The organism is Nodosilinea sp. AN01ver1 (assembly GCF_050565655.1).
Classification (GTDB): Bacteria; Cyanobacteriota; Cyanobacteriia; order Phormidesmidales; family Phormidesmidaceae; genus Nodosilinea.
This window is the reverse complement of sequence record NZ_JBNXVS010000051.1, coordinates 1-12,669: the sequence shown is the minus strand read 5'-3', so window position 1 is coordinate 12,669 and position 12,669 is coordinate 1. Positions and strand designations below refer to the sequence as shown.

At 56.4% G+C, this 12,669-nt stretch carries 12 protein-coding genes; 4 read left to right on the top strand and 8 right to left on the bottom strand.

Annotated elements, in window-relative coordinates:
- Window positions 1-42: 42 nt before the first annotated feature.
- The 4 genes from ACQ4N7_RS25805 to ACQ4N7_RS25790 all read right to left on the bottom strand — a co-directional run bounded on the left by ACQ4N7_RS25805 (window position 43) and on the right by ACQ4N7_RS25790 (window position 3,856).
- Window positions 43-174, bottom strand: a complete 132-nt coding sequence (locus ACQ4N7_RS25805; RefSeq protein ID WP_430714315.1) for a hypothetical protein — start codon at window positions 172-174, stop codon at window positions 43-45.
- Between the two features lie 154 nt (window positions 175-328).
- Window positions 329-1,960, bottom strand: coding sequence for a DUF5050 domain-containing protein (locus tag ACQ4N7_RS25800; protein ID WP_430714314.1), 1,632 nt, complete (start codon window positions 1,958-1,960; stop codon window positions 329-331).
- Window positions 1,961-2,111: 151 nt separating this feature from the next.
- Window positions 2,112-2,630 carry a phage tail protein gene (locus tag ACQ4N7_RS25795; RefSeq protein WP_430714313.1) on the bottom strand — a complete coding sequence of 173 codons (519 nt, stop codon included), beginning with the start codon at window positions 2,628-2,630 and terminating at the stop codon, window positions 2,112-2,114.
- Between the two features lie 650 nt (window positions 2,631-3,280).
- Window positions 3,281-3,856, bottom strand: coding sequence for a DUF4347 domain-containing protein (locus ACQ4N7_RS25790; RefSeq protein WP_430714312.1), 576 nt, complete (start codon window positions 3,854-3,856; stop codon window positions 3,281-3,283).
- A gap of 266 nt (window positions 3,857-4,122) precedes the next feature.
- Between ACQ4N7_RS25790 and ACQ4N7_RS25785 the strand changes: the two genes are divergently transcribed.
- Complete coding sequence (locus ACQ4N7_RS25785) at window positions 4,123-5,262, top strand: HAMP domain-containing protein (protein ID WP_430714311.1); 1,140 nt, start codon at window positions 4,123-4,125, stop codon at window positions 5,260-5,262.
- Window positions 5,263-5,543: 281 nt separating this feature from the next.
- The gene (locus ACQ4N7_RS25780; RefSeq protein WP_430714309.1) at window positions 5,544-6,536 is read left to right on the top strand and encodes an alpha/beta hydrolase family protein; all 993 of its coding nucleotides are present in this window, start codon (window positions 5,544-5,546) and stop codon (window positions 6,534-6,536) included.
- 4 nt (window positions 6,537-6,540) lie between these two features.
- Here ACQ4N7_RS25780 and ACQ4N7_RS25775 read toward each other — a convergent pair whose 3' ends face one another.
- A complete protein-coding gene (locus ACQ4N7_RS25775) occupies window positions 6,541-6,834 on the bottom strand; it encodes a hypothetical protein (protein WP_430714308.1) in 294 nt (97 codons plus the stop codon).
- Between the two features lie 655 nt (window positions 6,835-7,489).
- On the bottom strand, window positions 7,490-7,876 hold the full coding sequence (locus ACQ4N7_RS25770; protein ID WP_430714307.1) for a hypothetical protein: 387 nt from the start codon (window positions 7,874-7,876) through the stop codon (window positions 7,490-7,492).
- 664 nt (window positions 7,877-8,540) lie between these two features.
- Here ACQ4N7_RS25770 and ACQ4N7_RS25765 point away from each other — a divergent pair.
- A complete protein-coding gene (locus ACQ4N7_RS25765; protein ID WP_430714306.1) occupies window positions 8,541-9,500 on the top strand; it encodes a DNA cytosine methyltransferase in 960 nt (319 codons plus the stop codon).
- Between the two features lie 11 nt (window positions 9,501-9,511).
- Window positions 9,512-10,108, top strand: coding sequence for an HNH endonuclease (locus tag ACQ4N7_RS25760; protein WP_430714305.1), 597 nt, complete (start codon window positions 9,512-9,514; stop codon window positions 10,106-10,108).
- A gap of 124 nt (window positions 10,109-10,232) precedes the next feature.
- On the opposite strand, the gene ACQ4N7_RS25755 is transcribed toward ACQ4N7_RS25760, so the two are convergent.
- Together ACQ4N7_RS25755 and ACQ4N7_RS25750 are read right to left on the bottom strand one after the other, a co-directional pair.
- On the bottom strand, window positions 10,233-12,026 hold the full coding sequence (locus tag ACQ4N7_RS25755) for a mechanosensitive ion channel family protein (RefSeq protein ID WP_430714304.1): 1,794 nt from the start codon (window positions 12,024-12,026) through the stop codon (window positions 10,233-10,235).
- A 90-nt stretch (window positions 12,027-12,116) separates the two neighbouring features.
- Window positions 12,117-12,548 (bottom strand): hypothetical protein, encoded by a 432-nt coding sequence (locus ACQ4N7_RS25750; protein WP_430714303.1) that lies wholly within the window; start codon window positions 12,546-12,548, stop codon window positions 12,117-12,119.
- Window positions 12,549-12,669: the final 121 nt, after the last annotated feature.

The following is a 12,669-nucleotide window of genomic DNA, read 5'->3' as shown; positions in this document are numbered from 1 at the left end:
ACCACCCAACCTGCGGTTTGTTTTGAGGGCACACAAAGCTGGCTAGCCGTCGCTCACCAGGTCGTCGCGATAGCTGACATGGCGAGGCTTGATCGGCACCACAGAGGTTTGGTGCCGCAGAGGTGGCCGATTGGCCTGCGGTTTCTGGAGCTGAGAGAATTTCTGGCTGTTCATCGGCAATCTCCGTAATCGATCGGTAGGGTGGGCATTGCCCACCATTGGTTCTGGCTGTCATCGGTTGTCCTCACTCGCTTTTACGCGAGGAAGGTTGGCTGTGTTGGGGGATAGAGAAATGGCTTGAGGTGGGCGGTGCCCACCCTACGCGGAATCAGGCGATCGCAATATCGATCGCAAAGGGTGCCAACTGGGCCGAGGCGGCTGATAGGTTGCCCAACACCGTCACGGTGTCGCCCGTGCTGAGGTTGGCCACCAGGCGATCGCTCAGTACCGCCAGCGAAAACTCGCCGCCTGCGCCCAAAAAGCCGCTGGTATCGATGCGATCGCTCGCCTCAAAATCGGTAATCACATCCGCGTCGCCACCGCCGCTGGCGATCAGGTCAGCCCCGAAGCGGAAGGTATCGCTACCGGGGCCGCCCGTTTTCACATCGCTGCCCAGGCCGCCGTCGAGACTGTCGTCGCCCGCGCCGCCGCGCAGCAGGTCATCGCCGCTGAGGCCGAGGATGTCGTCATTACCGCTCTGGCCGTTGATCACATCGTCGGAGTCAGCAAAGCCCCGTACCCGGTTATCCAGATCATTCAAAAAGGTGACGGTGTTGCGGTTGAAAATGCGCGACTGAGTAGAGTCGGCGTTGAACACATCGACACTGTCCTGAATTCTCTCGTCGCCATCGAACAGGATGTTGCCCTCGCCACCGGGCAGGTTGTCTAAATCCTCCAGGGCAAAGTCGCGCAAAATTGCCCCCGTGTCGGGAACGCCCTCAAAGCTGAGCCGTAGATCGCTGCCCTCCTGGGTCAGCCGCAGGTTCTCCGCCGTCAGCCCTTCGCCCTGGAACTGAAAGGTGTCGATTTCAGCCACCAAACCGCTATTGGGTACCGCGCCCAGACCTACGCCGCCAAAATTTTCCACGGTTAGCGTGCTGTTTAAGGGAATGGCAAAAACGTTGCGATCGCCGCTGCCGTCCAGGATATTTAGAGTCTCGATCGCGATCGCCAGCCCGGTCGGGTTATCCCCCGCTGCGATCGGCAGCACCTCGGGGTTGGAGCCGTCCAGATTGGCTCGCAGAATGCGATCGCCAGCGCCGCCGTCAGCCACATAGAGCTGTCCGGCCTCAGTATCTAGGGCAATGCCGTTGGGGTTTTCGAGAATGCTGGTATTGAGAATAGTTTCGATATTCGAGCCATCCAGGTTAGCGCGGCGCACCTCGTCGGTGGTGCCAGGGATTGTCCAGTAGATCTGGCCGTTGACCAAATCCAGCGCAATATCAGCGGGGTTATCGCCTGTGTCGGCGACGATCACCAGCGCCTCTGGGCCGTCGAAGCTGAAGCGGAGGATGCGATCGCCCGCGCCGCCGTCGGCAACATAGATGTGGCGGTTGGCAACATCCAGGGCAATGCCGTTGGGGTTGCTCAGCACCGCCGCATCCAGCACGGTTTCGACATTTGAGCCATCCAGATTCGCCCGCCGCACCTGGTCAACAACGCCAGGAATCGTCCAGTAAATGTGGCCATTGGCTAAATCCAGCGCAATGTCGGCGGGGTTGTCGCCCGCATCGGCCACAATTACCCGCAGGTCGGAGCCATCCAGGTTAGCGCGGAGAATGCGATCGCCCGCACCGCCATCGGCGAGATAAACATGGCCGTTCTCTAGATCGAGGGCGATGCCATTGGGGTTGTTGAGCTGGGTGCGATCGAGCAGGGTGGCCAGTTCAGTGCCGTCGGCATTGGCGCGTACCAGGCTGTCGATCAGTCCGGGGAGAGTCCAGAAGAGTTGGGGGTTCATGGGGAATTACAGAATTTTGGATTTTAGATTGGGGATTTTGGGTTTATCCCCTCCTGGGAGGGCTAGGGAGTAGCGTGGGTCAAGCAGCTCCAGGTGGGGCAATCGCCGATCGGCCCGATGGCGCGACCCACGGATTTTGGCAGGGTGTATCTCAGCTCCTTGCCGGAAAGATGCCGAACAGGGCGATGATGTAGTTCACCGCCAGGTAGGGTGGGCGGTTTTCGTGGGGGTGGCCATTGCCGGTGGGGGCCATCGCCCCTTTGGCCATTACTGCTGTGGGTTCGACGGCACTGTAAATGGGAGTTTCTTCGGGAATAGCCAGGGCGTGATTGGTGGGAGTGCGCTGGTCGCCGTTAGCGTCGCTGGCCAGCAGAGCGTGGCTGTGGGCGGGCAGTTGCTCGGTAGTGAGGGCAACCTGCTCTACACCGCCCCGGCTGCCGAGGGGGTAGTTGCTCAGGCCCGCCCCCTGTCCGGCGTGAAGGGGGATGCGGCCCTGCAAGTCGGGCAGGGCGAAGGTGACACGACCATCGCCGCCGTAGATGGTGCCGATTAGCGAAAACAACGCTGTGTTTTGGCTAATCGGTAGTAGCTGGCCGTTGCAAAAAGCCCAGCCACGGGGGGCAAAGTTGCCTGCAAACATGCGAATCTCGCCGACAAAAGGATCAGACATAGGATGATTTTTCGAGGTTTTTTATTTAGGGACAGGAAGGTTTTTGGCTCAAGATAGAAAGTTTTTTGAGCCCATATAAATGGGACAAAACACTTTCTTAAGCAAAACTCATTGGTTAAATAAAGCTACAAACAGAATTCGCTTATCTACGGAAGAGAATGAACTTGCCAACTGAGAAGTTGCTGAGAAAGCCATGAGCCAAGCTAAAGAAAATGAGATTGAATAGACTAGTAAATTTGCCAATTGATTGGCATGAAAGGAGTTGAAGAAATCAGGCTTATTTCTCTCAATACTCAATTAAAAAAGAAATGTAAAGACGTGATTTAAGATTCTCTTGTCAAGCAAGGCAAAGCATGCGAAACCAGCGAAAAAGCTACGGCTTGTCCGCCAAGAAAGTAATTTGATTTTTCGGTATTGTCAGCAAACAGATGGCGTCGCGGCTTCTCTTCTAGGCAGCGAAACCCCAGGTCAAACGACTCTAGCTAAAGTATGGCTCGGATGCGATCGCCTGAAAAGATCAGCTCCAGATCACATTTGGATCAGCAGCCCTTGCCTAACTCTGATCTTGACAGCGACAGAAATGTGCTGCGCGAGAAGCCCGTAGAGTTGCAAATAGGATCTTTAGGTTGGTCGATTTGGAAAATACTGGGCTAATTGATTTCTCCATAGTTTGAGATATTTTTACTGGCGCGAGTCTGGGTCACGACCGCTGGTGAAAATGTCAGCTCAGGTTGCAGAATCTGGGTGACGCAGTCTAGTTCCCACTTGCCGGTTGGCGCAAGGGTATTGGGAAGGGTGGTGCAAACCGCGATCGCGGCCCCCGTCAGGTAGTGCAAAATATCAATGAGTAGTTTGCCTGCCTCCGTGCGGGCGGCCTGGTCGTTGTAGATCAAAATTTCAGCCTTGGGGGCCAGTCGCGATCGCCATTGACACAGCGCGCTGGCGTAGTTTGGCACAGTGTCGTAGCGCAGCAAGACGCTGCCTAACTGCAAGCCTTCACCACGGCTGGGCGTTACCAGGTGAATGCGATGAATTGGCGGCAGGGCCGCTAGCCGTTGCCAGATCGCCGCTAGCCCATTTTGCTCCTGGCACAGCCGCAGCACAGCCGCTTGGGGCGGCGCATTCTGCATGAGAAAGCGGTTGTCCTGCAGGTCAGGGCTGATGACGACCAGCTCGTTGATGGCGGGTAGCTGCGCCCTGGCGGCGGGAGTCTGCGCAAGCGTCATAGCAGAGACCTCTCGGCGGGGAAACAAACCATATCCAGGTTCAGACCTAGAGTTTTGCCGGTGAAAAAACTCCCGAGCCCGAGCTGGACTTGGCACAGGTAAAATTGCCTCTTCATTCCTAGAGTGTGGCCGAATGCCTGCGATCGCGAAAGATCAGAATTGGATCAGCACGGTAGATCAGCCCCCTCGCTGACACTGATCTACCGCTGATCTTGACAAGCCCTGACGGCACCCAGCACCGTAGAGGCACTGCACCCCCCAAAGCCATGCGCCTAGCCAAATCGTTGCAAACCACCAACCGCCTGTTTCGATCGCCCCTGTCGCAGCGCATCATTGCGGGCATGTTCGTCAGTTTGGTGGCGATTGAGGCAATTTTGCTGGTGCCCTCGGTGCAGCGCCGCCAGGGCGAACTGCTCGACCAAATCGCAGAGGTTTCCACCGGCAAAGTGCGCTGGATTGTCACCACCTACCCCGCCGCCACGGGGGCAGACCTGGCCCAACACTTGCAGCAGCTACAGAAGGATCCTATGCTCCAGGGCATTTTGGGCGGCGCGGTGTACGACGGCGAGGGCAACCTGGTCGAAACCTTTGGCGAACCGCCTGAGCTAACTACGCCCAGCACCCCTCAAGACCGCAGCCAGCTTTTCACCACCGCAGCGGGTCGCCGCTATGACATCGCCTGGACGACGACGGGCATCGGCGAAGGCATGCTGCCCAACTTGACCGAAAACCACTGGATTGTGCTGCGCCACGATGCCGACGGCACCCGGCAAGCGCTGATGTTTTACATGCTGAGAATTGGCGGGCTGGTGCTGCTGATCGCCGCCTTTATTACCCTGGCGATGATGGTGCTGCTCAGTCGGCTGCTGATTACCCCCATTCTCACCCTGCGCCACGACCTGGCCCTGGCCGGAGAAACCGTGGCCTGCGACAGCAACGCTCCCGAATTTGCCTCGCTGCGCTACCGGCGGCAGGATGAGCTGGGGGAGGTGATTGCCGCCTTTAAGCAGATGTACGGGCAGATCTGCGCCGAAATTGGCGATCGCAAGCAGGCCGAAGCCACCCTGCGCCACCAAAACCACGAAATGCAGCAGTACATCGAGCAGGTCGATAAAGTCACCGCCGCCGCCACCGCCGTCGATGCGGGCACCTTTGACCCGGCAGCGCTCGATGACGTGGCCCAGCGCGACGATGAACTGGGCCAGCTGGCCCGCATGTTTCAGCTGATGGCCGCCAGCGTCGAGCGTCGCGAAACCCAGTTAAAGCAGCAGTTGATGGAGCTGACCATCGAAATAGACCAGGCGAAGCTGCAAAAGCAGGTGGCCCAGATTACCGAGAGCGACTATTTTCAGGAAATCAAATCGGAGCTAAAGCATTTGCAGGTCGATGAATTTTGGCAGTCTTGAGGCGATCGCAGCAACCTGCTCGCCGCAGAAACCTGGTTTCTCGTTTAGCCCGCTAGCTTTGCCGCTCATGCAGAGAAGAAACCGGGTTTCTAGTGCAGCGGCAATACTAAAAACTAGGGTTCGCGTAGATTGGGTGGAACGCCGTGAAACCCAACAGTGGTTAGCCTTGTTGAATTCTGCTAAAGCGCCACCCAACCTACAAATTTAGTCTTGACAGATCGCTAGGCCCGGTTTCTCATTCCAAGCACCCCACCTGACGTTTTCTGGAGAACACGCATCCCATGACGGTAAGAGCACTGTTTCGCGCGGCAACGGTCGAGGGGCACGCCGCTCCGTACAACACCCTTCATCTCAAGGTGTTTTACCCGGCCCAGCTGTCTGGTGGCACGCAAGAGCAGAATATGGGCATTGTGCCGGCCAACGCAGAGCAGGCTCCCTTTCCGGTGGTGATTTTGTTTAACGGCATTAACTGCGGGCCAGAGCTGTACCAGTGGCTAGCGGTTGCTCTGGCAGAGCGGGGGCTGGTAGCGGTTACCTTTGCTTGGGTGGCCGAAAACCTGCCGGGTATGGTGGCCCTCACCCCAGGGGTCGATCTCGCTATGCTGATGCCCGATCGCTACGGTCAAGGCCCCACGGCATCGGCGGTGCCCGCTTTGCTGCACGAACTGAAAACGCTGAATGCCGCTGGCGTGCTGGCGGGCCTGCTCGACTTAGACCACGTCATTTTGGGTGGGCATTCTGCCGGGGGCCGGGTCGCCATTGAAAGCGCCAGCCCCGAATTTTTCCCTTCAGTTTGCGCGGCCTTTGCCTACGGAGCCCACACCGCTGCGGTCATGCATCTGGGCTACCCGGCGGGCACAATTTTGCCGCTGCCCGATCGGCTGCCCCTGCTGTTAATGGGCGGCACTCAGGATGGGGTGATTGCCAACAGCAGCGATCGCTACGGCATTACCTGGGAGCGGGCTACTACCCCAGTTGAGCGCACCTTCCGCGAAAGCATTCAGGGCGGCAGAGACGATAGCTATCTGCTCTTATTAGAAGGGGCCAACCACTTTTCCTTTGTCGATCCCTTCGATGCCACCACGGGCCGAGCGTTTTTAGATTTTTCGGCCACCCAGCCCAACGCAGACCTGCGAGAGCTGATGGCGGAGGCGATCGGGCTATTTGTGAAGGCCTACGTCGGCAATTCTCGTTCTAATATTGAGGCTCGCGAGGCGCTGGTGCAGCGACTGGCCGCGACCCAGCCGCCGATTGCCCACTTTGAGCGCAAGTGATGCCCTAAAACGTCCAGCGGGTAGAAATGCCCAACTCGGTAACGGTGGTTTGAGCGTGGATGGAGAGAGATGCGATCGCGCGAGGGGTAGCCTCTATGGCCAGCAGGGCCAGCAGCCCGCCGAGCACCGTCACCGCTGCGGCAGACCACAGGCCGGGGCGAGGGGCAGAGTTGGCTGGGGTGGGGTAGTGCGACGACAGCTCTGCATCACGATACACCTCTAGCAAAATGTAGTTGCCCAGCGCGGTTTCGAGCACCTGGGCAGAAAGGTCAGAGTTTGGCCGATGAGAGGAAGACATAAAGTTAGCTCCTGGGGGCAGTGCAACTGTGCTCTACAGTGCCCGCTCTCTCTGAAGCCCCCGTGACCACTCCCTGAATGTTGCTTAAAAGCCGCCTGAGAAATCTGAGTAAAACAGATCCCCTCGCCCATCCTCAGAAAGCCGATCTGCAAGAGGCGTTTGATGAGAGCGATCTACCCTTTAGGGTTGAGCTGCTGGTGTGACATGAGTGGCCAGAGCAATTTCACCAAACCATTGCGGCAGACTATGCGGTGGTGCAGCAAGATCTGGGCTGGAGATTGCCAAACTGCTGGGCCACATTAGCGATCTGCTGTGCCACATCAGCGATCTGAGGGTGTAGATTGCTTCGCAACGCTGCGCGAACATTAAACTGCTGTGCCACATTAGCGATCTACTGTGCCACATTGGCGATCTGCACCCGCAGATCGTTAAACTGCTGTGCCAGTTTCGCCAAACTACTGTGCTACATTGGCGATCTGCTGTGCCACATTGGCGATCGCAGGGCGCAGATTACAAATAGGAGCGAAAAGGTATCGGGTTCCTGGCGCTGTTGCCTAAACCAGGCCACGCGCAAAGGAACCCGGTACCTGCAACGAAGAGGCTTACTCAATCAGCACGGTTTTGGTGAGAATGGCCATCCACAGTTCGACTCCGCTCACTGCTGGCGTTTCGACTCCGCTGACTGTGGCTCGGCTGCGGTTGCTGGCTGTGGCTTGGCTGCGGTCGCTGACCGTGGTTCGGCTTCGGTCGCTGAGCGGAGTCGAAGCGATCGCGTCTCGGCACCAGACGGCGCGGGGATGGGTTCGCTCCAGTCGTTGGGGTCGGCATAGCCGAGGGCGTGGAGGATTTTGATGGTGCGGTCTATGGCGGACAGGCTGCCGTAGAGCATGTGGCGCACTTTTTCGGGGGTTGGGGGCTTTAGGGACCGGGTCCCTCTGTCGTTGCCCCCGGCCCCTGACAAAAGCGGCAGGGACCCGGTCCCTGGATTGGTCTCTTGAGTGTCTTGGTTGTGGTTGGCTTCTGGCTCTTGAGAGCCAAACATCGGTTCTGTTTCCTTGTAGTGGGTACGGAAGAAACAGAACGCGAAAACCCTAGCCGCCCGCAGCGCAAGTGCAAACTGAGGGGGCTAGGGTACCATGGGCCTAGCCTCGCAATCTGCTTCGGAGATTTGCGGGGTTAGCTGTCTGTTGGTGTTACCAGCACCTTCAGACAGCGCCAAGATTTTCGAGTTCTGTGAAACCACCGCTCGGGCTGAACGGCTTAACGCAAAATGATAGTGGTACAAAAGCTCCCCGTCAAGCGCATAGAGGCAGGGGCATTGCTGGTGAAGATTTTCTTAAAGTACCTGAATAACATCTCTGAGAAGCTTATTATGCCGACTAAGATATGCATAACACCCCTATGCAAGGTAGTTATCAAGACTCTGTTCTGCATAACACCCCATTTTGGGGAAATAGCCCGATTAAAATCTGCATAACACTTCGTTTTAGGGAGTTATACGGATAGTTTTCAGCATAATGTCCCCATCTGGAGTCGATATTCAACTCAAGATCTGGCTAATCACCCTGACCAAGGGTGTTATGCAGAATACGGAGACAGAAATCGGGCTAAACACAAGTTAGGTGTCCGTAGCTTACTACCCATCTGTCCAAGCCCTCTTCCTGTAAACTTGTACTACAACCTGTGGAGTAGTCGAGAGAACTTCAATGGCTCAAGTGACATGCTTAGAAATCTGTGCTGGTGCTGGTGGTCAAGCTTTAGGTCTAGAGCAGAGCGGGTTTGAGCCTCAAGCACTAGTTGAGATTGACAGCGCTTGTTGTAATACTCTCAGGTTTAATCGACCTCAATGGAATGTTATAGAAGGTGATCTGAGAGATTTTCAGGGTGAATCTTTTGTAAATATCGATTTGCTAGCAGGCGGCGTACCCTGCCCACCATTTTCAAAAGCAGGCAAGCAATTAGGCAAAGAAGATGACCGTGATCTTTTTCCCGAAGCATTACGGTTAGTAGATGAATGCAAACCTCGGGCTGTCATGCTAGAGAATGTTCGAGGATTTTTGGATGCTGTTTTTGAAGACTACCGAGGCAACTTAAAGCGACAGCTTGAGAAGATGGGGTATATAGCAGATTGGAGGTTGTTGAATGCCTCTGATTTTGGCGTGTCACAATTAAGACCCCGCGTTGTGATAGTAGCTATACAAAAAGATCTAGCAGGAAGTTTCTCATGGCCTAAATCTTATGGCCAAAATCCACCAACAGTCGGAGAGCTTTTATACGAGCAAATGGCATCAAGAGGATGGAAAGGCGTTGACAGGTGGAAACAGCAAGCTGATGATATTGCTCCTACCATCGTTGGAGGCTCCAAGAAGCACGGTGGGCCTGATTTAGGACCTACTCGTGCTAAGCGAGCTTGGGCAAGTTTGGGCGTGGATGGCATGGGAGTAGCCAACGAACCGCCTAGCAAAGATTTCGTAGGGATGCCCAAATTGACGGTTGAAATGGTTGCTAAAATTCAGGGTTTTCCCGATGATTGGCATTTCACTGGTAAAAAGACTCCAGCATATCGCCAAGTAGGGAATGCTTTTCCACCGCCTGTAGCTCAGGCTGTCGCACAAGAAATCTTTAATTGTTTGACCACCAAAAAGGTATTTGCAATTGCTAGTTGAAAAAATGACTTATGCCAGCAAAGAAAGGTGCAAGGGCAAAACTTAGGGAACACTTTCTTAACAACATCGGAAGAGTTATGGATTCTGATGAACTTAGAGAGGTAGCCGGAGGTATTACAGAATGGGCAAGACGAGTGAGAGAACTACGGTCTGAGGAAGGCTATCAAATTCAAACCCATAACGACAGGGGCGATCTCAGACCTGGACAGTATATCCTTGAGGATCCTAAACCAATACCTGCTTTTGAGAGAGCAATCTCTAAGGAGACTCGTGCCTATGTTCTCGATAGGAATGGATTTACGTGCCAGATGTGTGGGGCTGTAGCTGGAGAACCACATCCCTACGATCTCACAAGAAAAACTCGGTTACACATCGGTCATATAGTGGACAAGTCCCAAGGAGGGACTGACGATTCATCCAATCTCCGTGCAATCTGCTCTGTGTGTAATGAAGGCGCTTCAAATTTAACTTTGGAAAGGCCATCAAACCTGAAACTTTTAGCACAGGTTAGACGAGCTAAAGGCAGTGATCAAATTGAGCTTCTAAAGTGGCTTGCTCGGAAGTATCCAAAGCAAACCAAGGAGTTCCTGGGTGAAGATGACACCTAACACTGCGTTGGTGCGGGCGAAACAAAGGTTGCTTGTGAGTGCCCGAGGTTATCTGCCGCCGCTGCACTTCACCGTTGGGCTTCCTTTGCCAGACCGACCGACAAACTGTGGGTTTGGTAGACCACTAATCCAGGCTGTAAACCGATCGCGACGACTCCTGCGCCTCAGCATCTTCCCGCAGCCACACCTGGCGAGGCGAACCAATCGCAATGTGGTGGCGATCGAAAGCCATCTTCAGCCGCCGCCGAAACTCCATCCCCACCAGCCACTGCTTGAGCGGAACGGTCTTAATCCAGATCCGAATCAAAATGCCGCTGTGGGAAATATCCTGCACCCCGAAGAATTCTTTGGTGTCTAAAATCTGCGGTCCCCACTCCGGGTCGGCGGCCAGGTCATCGGCGGTTTCGCGCACCACCGCCAGCGCCTGGTTGACATCGGTGTTGTAGGCCACCTCCACATCAATGGTGGCGCGCGACCAGTGGCGGGTCATGTTGCGAACGTGGGTGATCGAGCTGTTGGGCAGCGTAATGAGCTCACCAGCCGGGTTGCGCAGCTGGGTCACCCGCAGGTTGAGGTTTTCGACAAAGCCATCGATGTCGCCCACCATGATTACGTCGCCAATGCGGAACTGGTCTTCCAGCAAAATCAAAAAGCCGTTGACCAGGTCTTTGACCAGGTTTTGGGACGCAAACGACAGCACCAGGGCCACCAGCGTCCCCAGGGCCAGCACCGACCCCGGCACCAGGTTCAGCCACTGCAGCACCCAGATCAGACCAATGATATAGACCACCACGGTCTTAACGCCCTTGATCACCTGAGCGATCGTGTGAATGCGCTGCAGGTTGGTCGAGGTCATCGGCTGCCCCTTGGCAAACTTTTGAATGAAGCGATCGATCGCCAGGTTGATCAGGCGATCGCTGAGTCCCACTACAAACCAGGTCAGCAGAATTACTACCGGGGCCAGCACCATTTTTTGGGCCAGCTGGCGGGTCTGCGGAAACAGGTTGAAGCTGTAGGCTAAGCTCAGCGCCCATAGCGACGCCACACCCCAAAACAGCAGCCATCGCCCCAGTCGCACCGCCTGAAGCTGGTGTTCGAGCTTGAGGTGCTGGTACAGCCCGTGGCGCAGCAGCGGATCTTCGTGGCCGTGGGGTGGGCGATCGCCCCCTTCGGCCTCGTGCAGCTGAGCTTCAATCAGCGCTGCCTCTGCGGTGCGGCGCTGGTGCAGCCGGTGCTCATAACGCCCCAGCCATACCCGCAGGGCAAACATCAGCAGGCTGAGCACCAGGGCCACCGCCATCACCTTGACCACTACCGTCACCTGCCGCCGCAGGGCCTCCGGCTGGCGCTGGGCCACCGCCTGGCGCAGCTGCCGATCCAAAATTGCCTGCCACTGCTCGGCCAGGGCCTGCTTGCTGGCCGCCCCGTGATACTGCACATCGGTATCGGTTACCGTCAGCAGCACCCTGGGTTCGGCCAGGCTGGCATCTTGGGCAAACAAAACCGGGTAGTTGTCGACCGCTTTAACGACGACCTCCAGGGTCTCCGGGTTGAGCGGCTCGGCAGCCGATTGACTATTTGGAAACAGGCGCTGCAGGTTGGCTTCGATCTGCCTGGCCCGCATTTCTACCGGCAGCTGGTTGCCAATCTCGGGCCGATTGAAGACGGCCGGTGAGGCAATCTGAAACAGTTCTTGGCCATCGAGCTGAACCGTTGCCGACTCCAGGTTGCCGCTGCGCTCGACATTGATGGGCAAAGACTCGCTGCTGCCGCTGGAGGGAGGAATGGGCAGCAGCTGGGCCACAGCGCTGGTGGGGGGCAGCACCGTATGGATTACTACCACTAGCAGCAGGGCAATGCCCGCTATGGCAATCCGACGCTGCCGTCGGCCTCGATTCCAAAGGTGAGATTTATACATAGGGCAGGCTTGTTCGCAAGCTTTCCTAACACAAGTTAACCCTTAAGTCCAAAGTGTCAAGTCAAATTGCGAACAGTTCGGGGCAACCGTCTAGGGCGTACCGCTGGGATCAATGCCATACAGCTCTCGCACCGACTCCTGCACCAGCACCGCCAGCGTCGCCACCCCCAGCACCGTACCCAGGGGCGTAAAGGTCAGCGCCCCGCAAGCCACTACGACGCTAAACCAGTAGTGTTTGTGCCGCCGCAAACAGCCGCCCGAGACAATCAGCGCGATCGCCAGCACCAGCCCATAGACAAACAGCGCCAGCCCGATCGCCAAAAAAATCAGACCAGCGGCAAAAGGCGGCAGCTCACTGTCGCCGCTGGTCATACTCTCTGGGGCCAGCAGCACCACCCCACCGATCGCCACAAACACCAGCGGCAGCAGCGCCAGGGCCAGCACCAGCCCCGCCACCACGTAGTGCAGCATGGCCAACACCTTCAGCCGCTCAATATCCTGACTGGGAGGCAGCGAGGTCATATCAGAGAAACTCTATTCGCTATCCTTGAAGTATCCCCCATATATCTCCGTCCTCCTTACCTTCCTCATCCCCTCACCCACACCACCCTCATCCCCTCACCCACACATCCACCCCATGCCC